Genomic DNA, 17,890 nt, shown 5'->3' with positions numbered 1-17,890 from the left:
CCGGAATTACCGGTAGAATATGAATCGGCAAATGGCGCGGATGAATTCCGCGCCATTTTCTGATTTCTATTGAATTCCCTGTTGCTGGTATGCGACCTTCGTCGGCATGACTATTCCGGGGATCGAGTTGTGCCGGCGGTTCTACGCCGAGGTGGTGGGTCCGCAGCTGACCGCTCCGCACAGTGCGGCGCTGATCGGGCGGGGCTCGGAGGTGCTCGGGTTCGACGACGCGATGTCGGCCGACCACAACTGCGAGGCACGGGTCGTGCTGTTCGTCGAGGATTCCTCATGGACCCCGCCCGAAGTCCCACGGGAGTTTCTCGGGCGGACGACCTTGCTCCAGGCGCACACGCTGAGTGGATTCTTCACCGGCCAGCTCGGTCTCGATCCGTCGGCCGGGCTGGGTGTCGAGGACTGGTTCACCCTGCCGGAGCAGTCGTTGCTGATGCTCACCGCCGGCGCGGTGTTCCACGACGACCTCGGTCTGCAGGATGTCCGGGACCGGTTGGCGTATTACCCCGATGACGTCTGGCGCTATTTGCTGATTGCGGCCTGGTGGCGCGTCCATCCCGAGATCAATCTGGTCGGCCGGGCCGGTTCTGTCGGTGACGAGCTCGGATCGGCGTTGATCGGTTCCCAGCTCGTCGAGGACCTGATGCGGCTGTGTTTCCTGATGGAGCGGCAGTACGCGCCGTACTCGAAGTGGTTCGGCACGGCGTTCGCCCGGCTCTCGTGCGGACCCGAACTGGCACCGATCCTGTCCGCCGTGCTCCGCGCCGACGGCTGGCAGGACCGCGAGAAGGCATTGATGGCTGCCTACGAGGCGGTCGCCGCTCTGCACAACCGGCTCGGCATCACCGCACCGGTCGAGCTCGGCATCGAGCAGCTGTGGGGGAGACCCTTCAAGGTCGTCTGGGGCGACTTCCCCGGCGCACTCTCCGCCACCATCGCCGACCCCACCGTCCGCGCCATCGCCGACCGCTGGCCCGTCGGCGGCATCGACCGCCTCCGCACGGTCCTCTGGAAACCCACCGACCGCCGCGTCATCGCCAGGTTCTTCGAACCCGAACGACAGGAGGTATAGGCCGGCTGGAGGCCGCCGCCCGCCTGAGCCTCAGCGCGAACGGGCTGGATTCGGCCACACCTCCTGTCCTTCGTGCACCGACCTCAGCTCGAGTAGAGGGTGGTGAGGAGGTCTACGGCGGCTTGGGTGGCGGGGTGGGGGTCGTGGCGGTGCCAGATGAGGTGGACGTCGACCGGGGGTGCGTCGCGGAGACGGCGGTAGGTGATGCCGTCGCGACGGTACTGCGTGGTGGTGGCCTGGGCGGTGACGCCGACGCAACGGCCGGAGGCGATGGCGGTGAGCCAGTCGTCCACATCCTGGTTGAACTCGATCCGCGGCCGGGCGTCCGCAGGCCAGAGGTCGATCGTCGTGCTGCCGGTCCGGCGATCGATGCTCAGCACGCGGTCGCGGAGCTGCTCGAGGGTGACCGTGCGCTTGCGGACCAAGGGGTCGTCGGCGGGCAGGGCGGCGTACCGGTCCTCCTGCGCGATCGTGATGTGGGCGAACCGGCGCAGGTCGAGCTGGGTCCGGACGACAGCGAGATCGCACAAGCCCTCGGCGAGGCCGCCGGTCGTGGTGTTCGTGCGGACGAGCTGCAGCTCGACGCCGGGGTGCTCGGCAGCCCAGCGGCGCTGAAACTCGGCGGTGTGGCGGCCAAGCGCCGACCAGGCGTGGCCCAGCCGTAGCCGCGTGTGGCCGCTGGTTGCCTCGCGCACTAATTCCTCGACGTCGGTCAGCACCTGGCGGGCCCGCGCCAGCACCCGGATACCCGCACTGGTCGGCGTCACCGACCGACTTGTTCGGTGCAGGAGCCGCACGCCGAGCCGCCCCTCCAAGGCAAGGATGTTCCGCGACACCGCCGCCTGGCTGATGCCTAGCTCGATCCCGGCATCGGTGAACGTCCCCGTCTCCACCACCGCGACCAGACACCGCAGCTGCCGAACCTCCACATCCATAACCCCAGCGTATAGATCCACCCGCCGCCGCATTTTGCCTGACCACTCAACGAGCGCACGCTCGCCCCATGAGCACCCCGCCCGCTCCCGCACCCCCTGCGGCCCACCCGGCCCTGGTTACGCCCTCTGCCTCCACCAACCACATCGGTGATCGGAGGTTGGCTGGGGTGCTGCTGATGCTGACCAGCGGGCTCTCAAGCCAAATCGGTGCGTCGGTCGCCGCTCAGGCCTTCCCGGTGATCGGGCCGGTCGGTGTGGTGGCGGTCCGGCAGTGGATGGCGGCCGTGGTGCTGTTCGCCATCGGGCGGCCGCGGCTGCACAAGCTGACGGCACGGCAGTGGCGTCCGGTGCTCGGGCTGGCTCTCGTGTTCGCGGTGATGAACGTTTCGCTGTACACCGCGATCGACCGAGTCGGTCTCGGACTGGCCGTGACACTGGAGTTCCTCGGCCCACTGGCGGTTGCGCTGCTCGGCTCACGGCGGGTGATCGACCTGATCTGCGCGCTGGCCGCGGCGCCCGCCGTACTGGTACTGACGCGACCGCAGGCGGCCACCGACTACTTCGGCATCGCGGCCGGACTGCTCGCTGCGGCCTGCTGGGCCTCCTACATCCTGCTCAACCGCACAGTCGGCCGCGAACTACCGGGAGCGACCGGCGCAGCAGCTGCCGCCACGGTGTCCGGACTCGCCTACGTGCCGGTCGGAATCGTCGTACTGCATCACCACCCGCCGACCGCGGCGGCCATCGCCTACGCGTTGACCGCCGGCGTGCTGTCATCGGCCGTCCCGTTCCTGCTCGATCTGCTGGCACTGCGGCGGGTGCCGGCCCAGTTCTTCGGGGTCTTCATGAGCATCAACCCCGTGCTCGCGGCCTTGGTCGGGTACGTCGTTCTGCGGCAGCACCTCGCCGTACCGGACTGGATCGCGATCGGCGTCATCGTCGCCGCGAACTGTGTCGCCGTCGAGGCAGGCCGACGCGCCACATCACGGACCGGTTCCAGTCGCGGGATGCGAGCTTCTTCACGGCGTGCCGGACGGACCGGATGACCCTGTGGTTCGGGAGGGTGTCGGTGACGGGGAGCGATGGGTTGCCCGCGGTGGAAAGTAAGGATTGCGATGCGGAAGCTGGGAGCCCTGGCGGCGGCAGTGACGATGAGTGCTGTCGCTCTGACGGCCTGTTCGGGCGGCGACTACTGCGGCGACCTGCAGGCGTACGCGAAGTCGGCCAAGAACCTCGACGCCAAGAACTCCGACCAGGTCGGCAAGGCGCTCAAGGACGCCGAGAAGGTCTCGAAGTCGGCACCGTCGGACCTGAAGGACGACTGGGCCGTGCTGCTCGGCTACGCCAAGAAGGCCCAGGAGGCCAAGGGCGACGCCACCAAGCTGACCGAGCTCAGCAAGTCCGAGGGCGCGAAGATGGGCGAGGCGTCCGGCGCGATCTCCAAGCACGCCAAGGACACCTGCAAGATCGACCTCGAGAACCCCTGATCGAGCTGCCCGTGCCCGCCGTTCCGCGGCGGGCACCAGGGCGGCCCGGTCCCGGAACGTATTCGTTTCGGATCGTTTGCTGACGGCCGGTAGCTTCGGGATATGCGAACCATCGCCGCTGCCGTGACCCTGCTCGCAACGACTGCGCTGCTGACCTCGTGCACCGAGGAGCAGGCCTACTGCGTGGACCTGGCCGGGTACGCCGCCAGCGCCACCGGGGTCGACCCGACGAAGCCGGCCGACTACGTGAAGATCCTGGATGACGCGAAGAAGCTCCAGGAGTCCGCGCCGGCCGATGTGAAGGACGACTGGGCGGTGGTCGTGAAGTTCGCCGAGCAGGCCCAGAAGGCGGGTTCGGACCGCGTCGAGCTGGCTCGGCTGAGCAAGGAGACCGGCACCGTGCTGACGGCGTACAAGGCGATCACCACGCACGCGAAGGACGCCTGCAAGGTCGACGTCCCGGCGCTGAATTAGGGGCTTGCCGTGACGGGGTCCTGTGGGTGGCCGGAGCCGTGTTAGGTTCCCTTGCGAAGCCATACAACGGGACAGGTGAAACGGTGCCACTTCCTTCTTTGACCCCGGAGCAGCGAGCGGCGGCTCTGGACAAGGCCGCGGCGGCGCGGCGCGAGCGAGCCGAGATCAAGAACCGGATCCGGCACTCGGGAGCGTCTCCGACGGAGGTGCTCCACGAGGGGCAGACCAACGACGTGATCGGCAAGATGCGGGTCAGCGCACTGCTGCAGTGCATCCCCGGCGTGGGCAAGGTGCGGGCCCAGCAGATCATGGAGCGGGCCGGAATCTCCGAGACGCGGCGGGTCCGCGGCCTCGGGTCCAACCAGATCGCCGCGCTGCTGCGCGAATTCGCCGAGTGAGCCGCACCGAAACCCTGGCCGGCTCGTTGGACACTGGTGTGACGATGACCATGGACTCCGAGAACCTGAGCCAGGCCCCCGAGACCCCGCAGCCTCCGACGACCGACGGCGGGCCGGGCCCGGCCCGGCTGACCGTGCTGGCCGGACCGACCGCGGTCGGCAAGGGCACGGTCGCGGCCGATATCCGTGAGCGGTTCCCCGACATCTGGATCTCGGTCTCGGCGACCACGCGCAAGCCGCGGCCGACCGAGGTGCACGGCGTGCACTACCTGTTCGTCTCCGACGAGGAGTTCGACCGGATGGTCGCGGCCGGTGAGCTGCTGGAGTGGGCGGTCGTGCACAAAGCGGCCCGGTACGGGACGCCCAAGCAGCCCGTGCTCGACAAGCTGGCCGAGGGCCGCCCGGCGCTGCTGGAGATCGACCTGCAGGGTGCCCGGCAGGTCCGCGAGACGATGCCGGAGGCACATTTCGTCTTCCTGGCCCCGCCGTCGTGGGACGAGCTGGTACGGCGCCTGGTCGGCCGCGGGACCGAAACGGCCGAGGAGCGCGAGCGCCGGCTGGAGACGGCGACGCTCGAGCTGGCCGCCGAGAAGGAGTTCGACGTGACCATCGTGAACGCCTCGGTTCGGGAAGCGGCCGATCAATTGGTAAAGTTGATCCGATCACCCCAAATCTCTGGAAAGAGCTGAACTTGTCTGGCAACCAGCCTGTCGCCATCGGTATCACCTCTCCGCCGATCGACGACCTGCTCACCCACACTGATTCCAAGTACAAGCTCGTCCTGTACTCGGCCAAGCGTGCGCGGCAGATCAACGCCTACTACTCCCAGCTCGGCGAGGGCCTGCTGGAGTACGTCGGTCCGCTGGTCGAGACCCACGTCCAGGAGAAGCCGCTCTCGATCGCCATGCGCGAGATCAACGAGGGCGTCCTGACCTGCACGGACATCGACCCCGAGGCCGAGGCGGAAGCCGCGGCCGCGGAGAAGACCGCCTAACCAAGCCCCGATGATCACCGGTGATCGGCTCCTCAGGGTGTCCGTGTCCGGTTCCACCCCCGGTGAGGCAACCGCCCCGGGGGTTGCGGGCGTTCCCGGCCCGACCTCGACCACGGCCCGGAGGCTCCCGTGAGCTCTACTTCCCCCTCACCACAGTCCCCTGCGACCAAGGCTCGGCCGAATGTCGTTCTTGGGGTCGGCGGCGGGATTGCGGCGTACAAGGTTTGTGATCTGCTCCGGCGGCTGACCGAGTCCGGGCACAGTGTGCGGGTGGTGCCGACCGCGGCCGCGCTGGAGTTCGTCGGCGCTGCGACCTGGGCGGCGCTGTCCGGCCAGCCGGTCACCGCGGATCCGTTCGACAACGTGCAGGAAGTGCCGCATGTGCGGATCGGCAAGGCGGCCGAGCTCGTCGTCGTCGCGCCCGCCACGGCCAACCTGATCGCCAAGGCCGCCCACGGTCTGGCCGACGATCTGCTCACCAACACCCTGCTGACGGCCCGCTGCCCGATCCTGTTCGCGGCCGCCATGCACACCGAGATGTGGGAACACCCGGCCACCCAGGCGAATGTGGCCACCTTGCGTTCGCGCGGGATCACCGTGCTGGAGCCCGCCGTCGGCCGGCTGACCGGCACGGACACCGGTCGCGGCCGGTTGCCCGAGCCCTCGGAGATCTTCGCGATCAGCCAGCTGATGCTCGCCGACGAGGCGGCCCGCGCGGCCGGCCAGTCGGTCGCCGACCTGACCGGCAAGCATGTCCTGGTCAGCGCGGGCGGCACCCGTGAGCACCTCGACCCGGTCCGCTACCTCGGCAACTCGTCGTCCGGCAAGCAGGGCTACGCGCTGGCCCGGATCGCGGCCGCCCGTGGCGCCAAGGTCACCCTGGTCGCGGCCAACTCCGAGCTCCCCGACCCGGCCGGCGTCCAGGTCGTCCCGGTCACCAGCACCCGCGACCTGTACGACGAGATCACCGGCCGCGCCGGGGATGCGGACGCGATCGTGATGGCGGCCGCACCAGCGGACTTCCGCCCGGCCGATGTCGCCGAGCACAAGATCAAGAAGACCTCGGACGGTTCGGTCCCGGCGGTGAACCTGGTGCAGAATCCGGACATTCTGCAGACCGTCTCGCACGACCGCCGCCGTACCGGTCAGGTGATCGTCGGCTTCGCCGCCGAGACCGGGGACGCGGAGCACTCGGTGCTCGACCTCGGCCGCGCCAAGCTCGAGCGCAAGGGCTGCGACCTGCTGGTCGTGAACGACGTCTCCGGCGGCAAGGTCTTCGGCAGCGACAACAACGAAGCCGTCATCCTCGACCGCTCGGGGAACGCGCTCCCGGTCCCGTCCGGCAGCAAGGACGCCCTGGCCGGCGTGATCTGGAACCTGGTCGCCACCCACTGGGAGTGAGGACAGCTCCTGACCGCTACCCCACCTAGGGTCGGGCCATGGAGATCTCCTGGCCCGCGGTGGTCGCACGACGGATGCGCCGCCACTTCCTGACCGAACCAGCGTCCACCCCGGTCGACGCCGTACGGGCGATGTGTGGAGCACATGCTCAGGTCCTGACCGCGGGGGAGGCGTCCGTGGCACTCCGGGTCAAGGACGCGACCCGCGAGACCGTGCAGAACGACCCTGGCCTGGTGAAGACCTTCGGTCCGCGGGGAACCGTGCATCTGCTGCCGCTCGAGGATCTGCCGATGTGGACGGGAGCGCTCTCTGCGCTGCCCGCGGGTCCGCCGCCGCCCGAGATCATGCGGATGACGGCGGATCAGAAGAACGCCGTGATCTCGGCCATCGGGGAAGCGCTCTCTGACGCGGAGCTCACGGTGGACGAACTCTCGGCCGAGGTGGTCCGCCGTACCGGACCGTGGGCGGGGGACCTGGTGATGGAGGCGTTCCAGACCCACTGGCCGCGCTGGCGGCAGGTCATTCCCGAGGCGGCCAACGCCGGTGTGCTCTGTTACGGCGTGAACCGTGGGCGACTCACGACGTACACGTCTCCCCAGCGTCACGGATCTTTTGAACCGATGGATCAGCAGAGAGCGCTCTCTGCGTTACTCCACAGCTACCTGTTCGCCTACGGACCCGCGACTCCGCAGCAGTTCGCGCGCTGGATCAAGTCCACGGTCACTGTGGTCAGGCCGTACTTCGAGGGTCTCCCGGAGACCGAGTTCGGCTTCGTGGCGCCCGGCGACGAGGAGTTCACCGACGAGCCGGTGGAAGGTGTGCACCTGCTGCCGTACTTCGACGCGTACGGCGTCGGCTGCTTCCCGCGCGAGCTCGTGTTCCCGGGCAAGGCGCTCGAGCGCGCCACGAACCGTGGTCAGGCCGGCAACTACCCGCTGCTGCTGATCGACGGCTCCGTGGCCGGTGTCTGGCACCAGAAGAAGAGCGGCCGCACCCTGCACGTCACCGTCGAGCCGCTGGTCCGGCTGAACCGCGCGAGGCAGGCCGCGCTGGCCGCCGCAGTGGACCGGATGGCGACAATCCAAAGCAGTAAGGCTACCCTAACAGTGGGCGAGATCACGGTGGGTCCGCACGCCTGAGGATCGGGTCGCTGTCTAGAATCTGGACAACGATCCCGGGATACGGACGGAATCGGAGCGCCCCCGGGACTCTGCCCGGAAACGCTGGCATACTCGCCGAAGATGCATCGTCAACCGCCGGTGCATGGGGGGATCGCGTGGTCGTGGGGTCGGTCACGTGGCACAAGAGGAATCCGAGGGAGAATTGTGGGCAGGCGCCTTTTCACGTCCGAGTCCGTGACCGAGGGTCACCCGGACAAGATCGCTGACCAGATCAGCGATTCCATTCTCGACGCGCTGCTGACGGCGGACCCGAAGAGCCGCGTGGCGGTCGAGACGCTCGTCACGACCGGTCTGGTCGTGGTGGCCGGTGAGGTCACCACCTCGGCATACGTCGACATTCCCGGGATCGTGCGCAAGCGCATCCTGGAGATCGGCTACGACTCGTCGCTGAAGGGGTTCGACGGTTCGTCCTGTGGGGTGTCGGTCGCGATCGGCAGCCAGTCGCCGGATATCGCGCAGGGGGTCGACACGGCGTACGAGACGCGCTCGGACGCGTCGAAGGACGAGCTGGACCTGCAGGGGGCCGGCGACCAGGGGCTGATGTTCGGCTACGCGTCCAACGAGACGCCGGAGCTGATGCCGCTGCCGATCACCATCGCGCACCGGCTGTCGGCCCGGCTGACCGAGGTCCGCAAGGACGGCACGCTGGCCTACCTGCGGCCGGACGGCAAGACCCAGGTCACGGTCGAGTACGACGGTGACAAGGCGGTCCGGATCGACACCGTGGTGGTGTCCAGCCAGCACGCGGCCGACATCAACCTCGAGTCGATGCTGGCGCCGGACATCAAGAAGCACGTCGTCGACCCGGTGCTCGAGCAGTTCGACATCGACGCGGCCGACTACAAGCTGCTGGTCAACCCGACCGGCCGCTTCGAGGTCGGCGGCCCGATGGGTGACGCCGGACTGACCGGCCGCAAGATCATCATCGACACGTACGGCGGGATGGCGCGGCACGGTGGTGGCGCGTTCTCCGGCAAGGACCCGTCGAAGGTGGACCGGTCCGCGGCGTACGCGATGCGCTGGGTGGCCAAGAACATCGTCGCCGCCGGCCTGGCCGACCGCGTCGAGTGCCAGGTCGCGTACGCGATCGGCAAGGCCGCGCCGGTCGGTTTCTACGTCGACACGTTCGGTACCGAGAAGATCCCGGTCGCCCAGATCGCCGACGCCGTCGCCGAGGTCTTCGACCTGCGCCCGGCCGCGATCATCCGCGACCTCGACCTGCTCCGCCCGATCTACGCCCAGACCGCCGCGAACGGCCACTTCGGCCGCACTGGCGAAGACTTCACCTGGGAGCGCACCGACCGCGTCGAGGCCCTGAAGGCCGCGGTCAGCAAGTAGTCCCGCACTCCGCACGGCCCGGCTGCCCCTCGGCAACCGGGCCGTCGCCTTGTGCTGCGGACCTGCAGGCCATCACAACTGGCCCCCGCCGCCCGATCCCCGCGTAAAGCCCGACGCGAACCGCAATTGTGATGGCCTGGGGGTCCGGGCCGGCGCGAGGCGACCGATGTGTCGGCCGGGGCCGGCCGTCCAGCGGTCGGATCGCCTGGCCGGCCGCGGACCCCACCGCCCACCCGGTCGGCCGTGGCGGGCGCGTTGTCCACAGGTTGCGGACCGTCTGCGGGGAACTGTCGGCCGGGGCGACTAGCATTTGCCGGTGACATCGGAGCCGCCGGAGCAACTGACGCTGCTGCGGGACACCGTGCGCAAATCCCGGACCAAGGAGCCGGCCGGGATCACGTCATCGTTGCCGGTGGCCCGGATCGCGGTCGATGTCTCGTTGCCGCACCTGGACCGGCCGTTCGACTACCTCGTCCCTGACGATCTGGCCGCTGCCGCACAGCCCGGTGCCCGGGTGAAGGTGCGGTTCGCCGGCAAGGACCTGGACGGGTTCGTGCTGGAGCGCCTCGCCGAGTCCGACCACGACGGCAAACTCTCCCGCATCCGCAAGGTTGTGTCACCCGAGCAGGTGCTGACACCGGAGATCGCCGACCTGTGCCGCGCGGTCGCCGACCGGTACGCGGGCGTCTTCCCCGACGTCACCCGGCTAGCCGTTCCACCACGGCACGCCAAGGTCGAGGCCGAGCCGCTGCGCTGCGATCAGCCGCCGCCTCCGCCGCTCTCCACCTCGCGATCCGCCTGGTCGCCGTACCCTTCCGGCTTTCTGGACGCGGTCGCCCGTTCGGAGACGCCACGCGCGATCTGGACCGCCGTACCGGGTGCTGATTGGCCGCTCGCCTTCGCCCAGGCAGCCGCGGTGTGTTCGGCCGCGGGCCGAGGTGCGTTGCTGCTGGCCCCGGACGCGCGTGATCTCAAGCGACTCGAAGACGCCTGTACGGCGGTGCTCGGCAACGGCGGATTCGTCACCTTGTCGGCAGACCTCGGCCCGACCGCGCGGTACCGAGCCTTCCTGGCCGCACTGCGTGGCAACGCACGCGTGGTGATCGGGACCCGCGCGGCCGCGTTCGCCCCGGTCGCGAACCTCGGTCTGGTCGCCATGTGGGACGACGGCGACGACTCGTACGCCGAAGCGCGCGCCCCGTACCCGCATGCCCGCGAGGTCCTGCTGCTGCGCGCCTTCAAGCAGAACTGTGCCGCGTTGCTCGGCGGGTTCGCCCGCTCGGCCGAGGCGGCCGCAGTGATCGAGTCCGGCTTTGCGGGGGAGCTGATCGCGGACCGCACGGTGATCCGGGCCGCGGCGCCGGAGGTGCACATCACCGGGGAGTCGGATCGCGAGTTGGCCCGCGACCCGGCCGCGCGCGCGGCCCGGCTTCCGCACCGCGCCTTCGAGATCGCCCGCGAAGGGCTGCTGTCCGGGCCGGTCCTGGTCCAGAATCCGCGCGCCGGCTACCTGCCGAGCCTGGTCTGCCAAACCTGCCGGGCGCCATCGCGGTGTGCAACCTGCGCGGGGACCTTGCGTCTGATGGGTCGAACCGGACCGGCGAGCTGCAGCATCTGTGGCCGACCGGCCGCCGATCACCGCTGCCCCGAATGTGGTGACCCGAGGATGCGCGCCGCCGTCGTGGGCGCTCGTCGTACGGCGGAGGAGTTGGGGCGGGCGTTTCCCGGCATCGTCGTCCGGACCTCGGGCAGCGAGCACATGCTCGATCACGTGTCCGACAAACCGGCGCTGATCGTGGCCACGCCAGGTTCGGAGCCGGTCGCCGACGGCGGCTACACCGCAGCTCTCCTGCTCGACACCTGGCTGATGCTCTCCCGCCCCGACCTCCGAGCCCCCGAAGAAGCCGTCCGCCGCTGGCTCAACGCCGCCGCCCTCGTCCGCCCGGCCCGCGCCGGCGGCACGGTCATCCTGGTCGGCGACCCATCGGCACTACCCCTGCAGGCGGTCGTGCGCTGGAGCCCGGAGGGCTGGGCAACCCGCGAAGTGGAAGAACGCCGTACCGCCCGCCTCGCCCCCGCCGCCAAACTAGCCGAACTGACCGGCCCCTCCGCCGCAGTCACCGACCTGATCGAACGCCTCCGCCCCCTCCTCCAACCCGAGGCAGGCCTGGAAGTCCTAGGCCCAGTGGACGTCGACGACGAAACCGTCCGAGCCGTCGTCCGCACCCCCCGAACCGCCGGCACCCAACTCGTCCGCGCCCTCAAAGAAGCCCAAGCCGCCCGCACCACCAAGAAGAACCCCGGCTCCGTCCGCATCCAGATAGACCCACCCGGCTTCGGCTAACCGGCGACGGCGATGTTGAGTTCGACCTCCCACTTCGTCTTCCGTGGTTCGGTGCGGGGATCGGTGCGGAACGCCTCGTACCGGCAGGCGAAAAGGTCGCCCTCGGCGACATCGCGACGGTCGAACGCGATGTTCTGCGCGCCGGCCCACTCGATGAGGGCACGGTTCGCGCGGAGGGAATGATTGCGGTAGGTCAGCGTCGCGTAGCGGCCGGCCGGCAGTACGGCGGGTCGCACGCGAGCATCGCCGGTCGGCGGGCCCGGCGTGACCACGCCCACCTCCAAGTCCATCGGACCGCTCATGTCGATCACATGCAGACGGAGGAAGAACGGGCCGACGTCGTCGATGCCCCGGGTGTCCAGCCAGGCGCTGAGCTCGCTGATCAGTTCGTTCCGGATGCTCAACATGCCGCGGAACGGCGTGATGACGCGGATGCCGAGATAGTCCTGCTGCGGCCGTTCGACGATGCGGGGCGGTTCGAGCAAATCCATCCTGGCCTCCTCGGTCCGGTGCCTGTCAGTATCAGGCCTGCCCCAGGGGCAGCCTCAAGTACACCGATGCCAACTGGAGGGTCAGGCGGTGTTGGCCATGGGGGTGGCGGCGGTGAGGAGTTGGGTGCCGAGTGCGGTGCGGTGGTAGAGGACTGCTCGGCCGTCGCGGCGGGAGTCGACGAGGCCGGCGTTGCGGAGGATGCTCAGGTGGACGCTGAGGGTGGGAGCGGAGACGCCTAGCTGGTGGGCCAGGTGGGTGGTGGACATGGGCAGGTCCAGGTGGCTGACGATGGCGGCCCGGGTGCGGCCGACTAGGTCGGCCAGTGGAGAGTCGGTGGTGTCTTGGCGGTCCTCCCACAGGCGGCCGAGGCCGCGGGGCGGGTAGGTGATGGTCGGCACGTGCGGTGCGCCCGTGATCGGTAGAGCGGCCGGCCAGGTGAACACGCAGGGGACCAGTAGCACGCCCTGCCCGGCCTGCGGTTCACCGTCGCAGCAGAACGGACGGTCGATCTCGATCAGGTCGCCGTGGAACCGCACCGACGGGTGCAGGTTGCGGAACAGGCGCTCGATCCCACCGCTCGCCAGCTCGTCCAGCCGGTACGCGAGATCCTCCTGCAGCAGTGATCTCATCCGCCGCCAGTCCGGTTCGATCGCGCGCCGGAAATACGACGCCAGAGCTGCAGTGATCTCAGAGAGCGCTCTCTGCGGAAACGCGATCAGCGGCGGCACGAGCGGGTGCGGGTTCTCGTCGTACAGTTTCTGCAGCTCACGCACCACCAGATCGGGTGGCGTGGCGGCGATCGCGGCCAGTCCGGACTCGAGGCTGGTCGAGCGGCGCGGAGGTGCCGGCGTGATGAAGTCCGGGATGTAGCCGACCGGCGGAATGAGTGCCCTGAGCAACGTCAGGTCCGGGCCCTCGATGGTCGGCCGGACCTTCTGCAGCCATGGTCCGTGCACACTGCGTGCCGTGTTGTTGCTCAGCGCACGGACACTGGTGACCGCCTCCCAGATCGGGGAGAGCGCGAACCGGATCCGGCCGACGTCACCCGCGTTCAGCCTGAGTGTGATCACGGGATCCATCGTAGGAGTGGTTCGGTTCACCGCAGAGGATTAGTCCTGAGGCTAATCGTCGACAGTGGCCCTCGAAGTTCGGACAGTTGTCTCATGAGTGCAGCCCCGATGACCGTGCCCGACGCGCCCCGAACTCTGCCGCGGGCGTTCTGGGCACTCTGGGTCTGCCAGCTGGTCAACCGGCTCGGCAGTTTCGTGCAACCGTTCCTCGTCCTCTACCTCACCCAAGATCGCCAGCTCTCAGCCGGTACGGCGGGTGCCGTGGCGGCCGCGGTCGGTGCCGGGAGTGTGGTGTCGCAGCTCGTCGGCGGCTGGCTGTCCGACCGGGTCGGCCGCCGGTCCACGATGCTGATCTGCTTCTTCGGAACCGCGGCCGCGCTGATCCTGCTCGGCTCGGCCCGGTCGATGCCGATGATCTGGGCAACGGCGTTCGCGGTCGGTCTGCTCGGTGACCTGTTCCGGCCCGCGGTCTCGGCGACGGTGGCCGATCTCCTGGCACCGAGAGAGCGCGTTCGCGCGTACGGGTTGCTCTTCTGGGCGATCAACCTCGGGTTCTCGGTCTCGACCGTGAGCGCGGGCGTGCTGGCGTCGCTGGGCTACGGTCTGCTGTTCTGGCTGAACGCGGCGACCTCGGTGGTCGCGGGCATCGTGATCTGGATGATGGTTCCGGAGAGCCGGCCGACGCTCGAGGAAGGCACGAGCCGCCGGCCGCTGCTCCCCGTCGTCCTGCGCGACCGGGTCTTCCTGACCGTCGTGCTGATCCAGACGGGGTACGCGACCATCTACTTCCAGGGCTACTCGACGCTACCGCTCGCCATGGCCAATGACGGACTCGCCACCTCGATGTACGGCACGGTGATGGCGCTGAACGGCATCGTGATCGTGGTGGTGCAACCGCTGGTGGTGAAGCGGCTGGCCACGTTCGACCGGCCGAAGCTGGTAGCCGTGTCGATGCTGATCGTCGGACTCGGCTTCGGGCTCGGCGCGGTCGTCCACGAGTGGTGGGGCTACGCGCTGTCCGTGGTGGTGTGGACGATCGGCGAGATCGGTTTCGCTGCGGTGGTCGGCGCGGTCTTCGCCGACATCGCCCCGAGCGATCTCCGCGGCGGCTACATGGGAATCACCGGAATGTCGTTCGGCCTCGGTGCTGTGATCGGTCCGCTGGCCGGGACGAACGCGCTCCAGCACCTGGGCGCAACCGCGACCTGGATCGGGGTCGCCCTGCTCGGTGTCCTGATCTTCATCGGCCAGTACGCGCTGTCGCCCGCGATCCACGCCCGAACTGCCGAGAACGCGGCGACCGCATGAGGTGAGCGGTTGCGACCGTGACGACGATGACCGCGGTCGCGACCAGAAATGCGCGGTGCGGGGTTGCCGGGTGATGCAGAAAGATCGTGCCCAGTACGGCGACGCCCAGCGTGCCGCCGAACTGCTGAACCGCGTTCAGGAGACCCGCCGCAGATCCGGTCTCCTGCGGCTGCACCCGATGCAGCGCTTCGGTGAAGAACGCCGTGGTGAACAGGCCGACGCCGGCGCCGCAGACTCCCAACGCCGGTACCAGCGAGAGCCGTGTCCCGAGCAACCCGATCAGCAGAACGCCGAGTCCGACGTACATGAGGCGTGAGCCGAAACGCTGGATCAGCCACTGCCCGGCACACCAGGACGCGATTCCGGAGACCGCCGACCAGGGGAGTAGCACGAGACTCGCGCGCATCACGCTGTGGTGCAGCGTGAGTTGCTGATGCAGTACGACGACCAGCGTCAGGCCGCTCATGACCGCGAAGAACAGCGCCGACGTCACGAGTGCCGCCCCGAACCCGTTTCTCCTGAACAGGCTGAGCTCGAGCAACCGGCTCCCGGTCCGGCGCTGCTGGAGCACGCAACTCCCGAGAACGGCGATCCCGAGCGGCAGCAGGATCCAGTCCCGCGACTGCAGGATCGGGAATACCAAGAGAGCGCTCCCTGAGATCAGCAAGATCGTTCCCACGAGATCGAGCGACGGCCGTTCCGGAGAACGTGACTCGGGCAGCAGCTGCGCGATCCCGAGAACGGCGATCCCGAGCGGCACGTTCACCAGAAACACGACCCGCCAGCAGGTCGCCTCGGTGATCACGCCGCCGAGCAGCGGTCCCGAGATCCCGGCCAGCCCCATCACCGGCCCGATGAGCCCGAGAGCTTTCGGCAACTCCGGACCCGAGAACGACGATCGAATCAGCCCGATCGTTTGCGGGATGATCGCCGCCGCGGTCAGGCCTTGGACGGCTCGAGCACCGATCAGTACGCCGGATTGGGTCGCCAGCGCACACGCGGTCGACGCCAGTACGAAGCCGACGACCCCGAGCCGGAACAACCGGCGCCGCCCGTAGATGTCGCCCAGCCGCCCACCCGTGATCAGCAGAGCCGCGAACGGCAAGGTGTACGCCGCGCTGAACCACTGGATGTCGGCCGCCCGGCCGCCAAGATCGGTGTGGATCACCGGAGCGGCGACCTGGACGATCGTGGCGTCGAGCAGATTCATCGCCTCGGCCACCAGTAGGGCGACCAGTCCCACCCATTTCCGCATCGCTGCCTCCAAAGTATCGGTGGCAACACGGTCGCGGTTCGCTGATCAGCTGTTCCAGTCACGAAGACGGACGTGCAGAGATCTTCCTTCAGAGAACGCTCTGGGTCATGATCTTTCCATGCTGGACGAGATCGATCGGGCCCTGATCCACGCGTTGCAGATCGCGGGACGGGTGCCCTACAGCCGGATCGGCGCCGTACTCGGGGTGTCGACGCAGACCGTCGCGCGGCGCTACCAACGGCTGCGCGCAGAGGCCGGGCTGCGCGTGATCGGCCTCCCGGACCCGCATCGGGCCGGGCGGTCCCAGTGGCTCGTCCGGCTGACCGCGACACCGCGAGCCGCGCAGGATCTCGCGAGCGCGCTCTCTCGCCGTTCCGACACCAGCTGGATCAAGCTGGCCTCCGGCGGTACCGAGATCGTGGCGATCGTTCACACCACCCCGGCCGACGGCAACACCCTCCTGCTGCACGACATCCCGCGCACCACAGGCATCACCTCCGTCTCAGCCCACTACCTCCTGCACCTCTACGTCGGCGGTCCAACCGCCTGGGGCGCCCGAGCAACAACGCTCACCCCCGCCCAAGAGAGAGCGCTTTCTCCCGAACGGCTCTCTCGTGAACCGTTCTCCGGCGTCGGCGCTGAGGTTCTCCCGACCGATCAGAAGCTGCTGACAGCCCTCGGTACGGACGGCCGCGCCACCGTCGCCGATCTCGCTGGACAGACCGGGTGGGCGCCGGCCACGGTCGCCCGGCGCCTCGCCGATCTGGAGGCCAGCGGCGCGATCTTCTTCGACGTGGACGTCGACCCGAACGCTCTAGGCGCAACCACCGCCGCGATGCTCTGGCTGACAGTCCCACCGGCCCATGCCGACGCCGTAGCACGCGCTCTGGCCCAGCACGACGAACTCGCCTTCGTCGCCGCGACCACCGGCCGCACGAACCTCGTAGCCCATGCCCTCTGCCCGAGCCCCGACGCCCTGCACACCTACCTGACCGACCGCGTCGGTGCGATCGACCACATCACCGCCCTCGAGACGGTCCCCATCCTGCGAACAGTAAAGTCCGCGGCCCCCAACCAAGCAGGCCCACGGGCCTGAGACACCCGGCGCGAGTCAGGCGAACGAAGGGCGTGCCGGATCCAGGAGTTCGGTGACTCGGCCGCGGTCGAGTGCCGCGATGAGTGCGTCGGTGCCCTGCGACAGCTTGAGCGGTACCGCCATCGGCCGCTCGCTCATCCCGGACGTGATCAGCGTCTGATACGGCCGCTCAGCAGTCGGCGCGATCACGTAGACGTGCACCGTCACCAGGTGCCCGACCACCTCGTGCAGGACGAAATCGATGGGGCCGAAGTGCGTCTGGATGTGCCGGTCGATCGCTTCGTCGACGCCCGGCCGCTGCCCGGCCGGCGCGACCCACTCGCCGTTGTGCGCCTCGTGCCGCCAGATCTCGGTCCCGCGCGGTCCATCCATGGATCGGCATCCTACAAGCGGCCCACGTAGGGTTGCGGGTATGACTGAGCGGACGATCGACGCGGTGGTGTTCGACATCGGTGGGGTGTTGCTGGACTGGAGTCCGGACTATCTGTACGCCGACCTGATCCCGGATGCGGAGCAGCGGACGCGGTTCCTGACCGAGGTGGCGACGCGGGAGTGGAACGCGCAGCAGGATGCTGGGCGGACCTGGGCCGAGGCGGTCGCCGAGCTGGCCGGTCAGCACCCGGAGCACGCCGAATGGATCGAGGCTTACGACACCGGCTGGCTGAAGATGGTGAAGGGTGTCTTCGAGGACACCGTCGAGCTGCTGACCGAGATCCGCGCGCTCGGGCTGCCGACGTACGCGCTGACCAACTTCTCGCACGAGAAGTGGGACGTGGCGCAGGAGGCGTTCCCGATTCTGGCGACGTTCGACGGCGAGGTCGTGTCCGGGACCGAGCAGACGGTCAAGCCTGGCGAGAAGATCTACCGGATCCTGCTGGAGCGGTACAACCTCGACCCGGCGCGGACTTTCTACACCGACGACATGCAGTACAACGTCGACGCCGCCCGCTCGGTCGGGATGGAGTCCGAGGTCTTCACCAGCGCGGCCGATCTCCGCGTCCACCTCCGCAATCGTGGGCTCGCGGTCTGACGC

Annotated in this window: 19 protein-coding genes; 14 read left to right on the top strand and 5 right to left on the bottom strand. The window is 68.8% G+C overall.

The window, feature by feature from the left end:
* Positions 1 to 106: 106 nt before the first annotated feature.
* A complete protein-coding gene (locus ACFCV3_RS14175; RefSeq protein ID WP_376030146.1) occupies positions 107 to 1,084 on the top strand; it encodes a DUF4037 domain-containing protein in 978 nt (325 codons plus the stop codon).
* Positions 1,085 to 1,167: 83 nt separating this feature from the next.
* Here ACFCV3_RS14175 and ACFCV3_RS14170 read toward each other — a convergent pair whose 3' ends face one another.
* Positions 1,168 to 2,019, bottom strand: coding sequence for a LysR family transcriptional regulator (locus ACFCV3_RS14170; protein WP_376030144.1), 852 nt, complete (start codon positions 2,017 to 2,019; stop codon positions 1,168 to 1,170).
* Positions 2,020 to 2,087: 68 nt separating this feature from the next.
* Here ACFCV3_RS14170 and ACFCV3_RS14165 point away from each other — a divergent pair, with 68 nt between their 5' ends.
* From ACFCV3_RS14165 to ACFCV3_RS14120, 10 genes are all read left to right on the top strand, one after another.
* The gene (locus ACFCV3_RS14165; protein ID WP_376030143.1) at positions 2,088 to 3,065 is read left to right on the top strand and encodes a DMT family transporter; all 978 of its coding nucleotides are present in this window, start codon (positions 2,088 to 2,090) and stop codon (positions 3,063 to 3,065) included.
* Positions 3,066 to 3,134: 69 nt separating this feature from the next.
* Positions 3,135 to 3,506, top strand: coding sequence for a hypothetical protein (locus ACFCV3_RS14160; RefSeq protein ID WP_376030141.1), 372 nt, complete (start codon positions 3,135 to 3,137; stop codon positions 3,504 to 3,506).
* A gap of 102 nt (positions 3,507 to 3,608) precedes the next feature.
* Complete coding sequence (locus ACFCV3_RS14155; RefSeq protein ID WP_376030139.1) at positions 3,609 to 3,980, top strand: hypothetical protein; 372 nt, start codon at positions 3,609 to 3,611, stop codon at positions 3,978 to 3,980.
* An 83-nt stretch (positions 3,981 to 4,063) separates the two neighbouring features.
* Positions 4,064 to 4,378, top strand: coding sequence for an integration host factor, actinobacterial type (mihF, locus tag ACFCV3_RS14150; RefSeq protein WP_132414875.1), 315 nt, complete (start codon positions 4,064 to 4,066; stop codon positions 4,376 to 4,378).
* A gap of 50 nt (positions 4,379 to 4,428) precedes the next feature.
* Positions 4,429 to 5,067, top strand: a complete 639-nt coding sequence (gene gmk, locus ACFCV3_RS14145) for a guanylate kinase (protein ID WP_376030364.1) — start codon at positions 4,429 to 4,431, stop codon at positions 5,065 to 5,067.
* 2 nt (positions 5,068 to 5,069) lie between these two features.
* Entirely contained in the window at positions 5,070 to 5,372 is a 303-nt protein-coding gene (rpoZ, locus tag ACFCV3_RS14140) for a DNA-directed RNA polymerase subunit omega (RefSeq protein ID WP_132166639.1), read from the top strand.
* A 129-nt stretch (positions 5,373 to 5,501) separates the two neighbouring features.
* Positions 5,502 to 6,773: a bifunctional phosphopantothenoylcysteine decarboxylase/phosphopantothenate--cysteine ligase CoaBC gene (coaBC, locus tag ACFCV3_RS14135; RefSeq protein WP_376030137.1), complete on the top strand. Its 1,272-nt coding sequence runs from the start codon at positions 5,502 to 5,504 to the stop codon at positions 6,771 to 6,773.
* A 38-nt stretch (positions 6,774 to 6,811) separates the two neighbouring features.
* Positions 6,812 to 7,912 carry a winged helix DNA-binding domain-containing protein gene (locus ACFCV3_RS14130; RefSeq protein WP_376030136.1) on the top strand — a complete coding sequence of 367 codons (1,101 nt, stop codon included), beginning with the start codon at positions 6,812 to 6,814 and terminating at the stop codon, positions 7,910 to 7,912.
* Between the two features lie 186 nt (positions 7,913 to 8,098).
* Complete coding sequence (gene metK, locus ACFCV3_RS14125; RefSeq protein ID WP_376030134.1) at positions 8,099 to 9,292, top strand: methionine adenosyltransferase; 1,194 nt, start codon at positions 8,099 to 8,101, stop codon at positions 9,290 to 9,292.
* 316 nt (positions 9,293 to 9,608) lie between these two features.
* Positions 9,609 to 11,636: a primosomal protein N' gene (locus ACFCV3_RS14120; RefSeq protein WP_376030133.1), complete on the top strand. Its 2,028-nt coding sequence runs from the start codon at positions 9,609 to 9,611 to the stop codon at positions 11,634 to 11,636.
* On the opposite strand, the gene ACFCV3_RS14115 is transcribed toward ACFCV3_RS14120, so the two are convergent.
* Together ACFCV3_RS14115 and ACFCV3_RS14110 are read right to left on the bottom strand one after the other, a co-directional pair.
* The gene (locus ACFCV3_RS14115) at positions 11,633 to 12,127 is read right to left on the bottom strand and encodes a GyrI-like domain-containing protein (protein WP_376030132.1); all 495 of its coding nucleotides are present in this window, start codon (positions 12,125 to 12,127) and stop codon (positions 11,633 to 11,635) included. The genes ACFCV3_RS14120 and ACFCV3_RS14115 overlap by 4 nt on opposite strands.
* Positions 12,128 to 12,208: 81 nt before the next feature.
* Positions 12,209 to 13,207, bottom strand: a complete 999-nt coding sequence (locus tag ACFCV3_RS14110) for an ArsR/SmtB family transcription factor (protein ID WP_376030130.1) — start codon at positions 13,205 to 13,207, stop codon at positions 12,209 to 12,211.
* An 84-nt stretch (positions 13,208 to 13,291) separates the two neighbouring features.
* On the opposite strand from ACFCV3_RS14110, the gene ACFCV3_RS14105 reads away from it, so the two are divergent.
* Positions 13,292 to 14,506, top strand: a complete 1,215-nt coding sequence (locus tag ACFCV3_RS14105) for an MFS transporter (RefSeq protein ID WP_376030128.1) — start codon at positions 13,292 to 13,294, stop codon at positions 14,504 to 14,506.
* Here ACFCV3_RS14105 and ACFCV3_RS14100 read toward each other — a convergent pair.
* Positions 14,439 to 15,761: an MFS transporter gene (locus tag ACFCV3_RS14100; RefSeq protein ID WP_376030127.1), complete on the bottom strand. Its 1,323-nt coding sequence runs from the start codon at positions 15,759 to 15,761 to the stop codon at positions 14,439 to 14,441. The two genes, ACFCV3_RS14105 and ACFCV3_RS14100, sit on opposite strands and share 68 nt — an antisense overlap.
* 118 nt (positions 15,762 to 15,879) lie before the next feature.
* On the opposite strand from ACFCV3_RS14100, the gene ACFCV3_RS14095 reads away from it, so the two are divergent.
* Positions 15,880 to 16,857: an Lrp/AsnC family transcriptional regulator gene (locus ACFCV3_RS14095; protein ID WP_376030125.1), complete on the top strand. Its 978-nt coding sequence runs from the start codon at positions 15,880 to 15,882 to the stop codon at positions 16,855 to 16,857.
* Between the two features lie 15 nt (positions 16,858 to 16,872).
* On the opposite strand, the gene ACFCV3_RS14090 is transcribed toward ACFCV3_RS14095, so the two are convergent.
* Complete coding sequence (locus tag ACFCV3_RS14090; protein ID WP_376030123.1) at positions 16,873 to 17,229, bottom strand: hypothetical protein; 357 nt, start codon at positions 17,227 to 17,229, stop codon at positions 16,873 to 16,875.
* 40 nt (positions 17,230 to 17,269) lie between these two features.
* Between ACFCV3_RS14090 and ACFCV3_RS14085 the strand changes: the two genes are divergently transcribed.
* Positions 17,270 to 17,887: an HAD family hydrolase gene (locus tag ACFCV3_RS14085; protein ID WP_376030122.1), complete on the top strand. Its 618-nt coding sequence runs from the start codon at positions 17,270 to 17,272 to the stop codon at positions 17,885 to 17,887.
* Positions 17,888 to 17,890 lie beyond the last annotated feature (3 nt).

Source organism: Kribbella sp. NPDC056345 (assembly GCF_042262745.1).
Taxonomy (GTDB): Bacteria; Actinomycetota; Actinomycetes; order Propionibacteriales; family Kribbellaceae; genus Kribbella.
The sequence above is the reverse complement of the archived record's forward strand: the minus strand, read 5'-3'. Positions and strand labels throughout refer to the sequence as shown.

Bases quoted from the DNA above. Each gene is read 5' to 3' on its own strand.
- ACFCV3_RS14175 (WP_376030146.1), top strand. From the start codon at position 107: ATGACTATTCCGGGGATCGAGTTGTGCCGGCGGTTCTACGCCGAGGTG.
- ACFCV3_RS14170 (WP_376030144.1), bottom strand. From the start codon at position 2,019: ATGGATGTGGAGGTTCGGCAGCTGCGGTGTCTGGTCGCGGTGGTGGAG.
- ACFCV3_RS14165 (WP_376030143.1), top strand. From the start codon at position 2,088: ATGAGCACCCCGCCCGCTCCCGCACCCCCTGCGGCCCACCCGGCCCTG.
- ACFCV3_RS14160 (WP_376030141.1), top strand. From the start codon at position 3,135: ATGCGGAAGCTGGGAGCCCTGGCGGCGGCAGTGACGATGAGTGCTGTC.
- ACFCV3_RS14155 (WP_376030139.1), top strand. From the start codon at position 3,609: ATGCGAACCATCGCCGCTGCCGTGACCCTGCTCGCAACGACTGCGCTG.
- gmk (WP_376030364.1), top strand. From the start codon at position 4,429: ATGGACTCCGAGAACCTGAGCCAGGCCCCCGAGACCCCGCAGCCTCCG.
- ACFCV3_RS14130 (WP_376030136.1), top strand. From the start codon at position 6,812: ATGGAGATCTCCTGGCCCGCGGTGGTCGCACGACGGATGCGCCGCCAC.
- ACFCV3_RS14115 (WP_376030132.1), bottom strand. From the start codon at position 12,127: ATGGATTTGCTCGAACCGCCCCGCATCGTCGAACGGCCGCAGCAGGAC.
- ACFCV3_RS14110 (WP_376030130.1), bottom strand. From the start codon at position 13,207: ATGGATCCCGTGATCACACTCAGGCTGAACGCGGGTGACGTCGGCCGG.
- ACFCV3_RS14105 (WP_376030128.1), top strand. From the start codon at position 13,292: ATGAGTGCAGCCCCGATGACCGTGCCCGACGCGCCCCGAACTCTGCCG.
- ACFCV3_RS14100 (WP_376030127.1), bottom strand. From the start codon at position 15,761: ATGCGGAAATGGGTGGGACTGGTCGCCCTACTGGTGGCCGAGGCGATG.
- ACFCV3_RS14095 (WP_376030125.1), top strand. From the start codon at position 15,880: ATGCTGGACGAGATCGATCGGGCCCTGATCCACGCGTTGCAGATCGCG.
- ACFCV3_RS14090 (WP_376030123.1), bottom strand. From the start codon at position 17,229: ATGGATGGACCGCGCGGGACCGAGATCTGGCGGCACGAGGCGCACAAC.
- ACFCV3_RS14085 (WP_376030122.1), top strand. From the start codon at position 17,270: ATGACTGAGCGGACGATCGACGCGGTGGTGTTCGACATCGGTGGGGTG.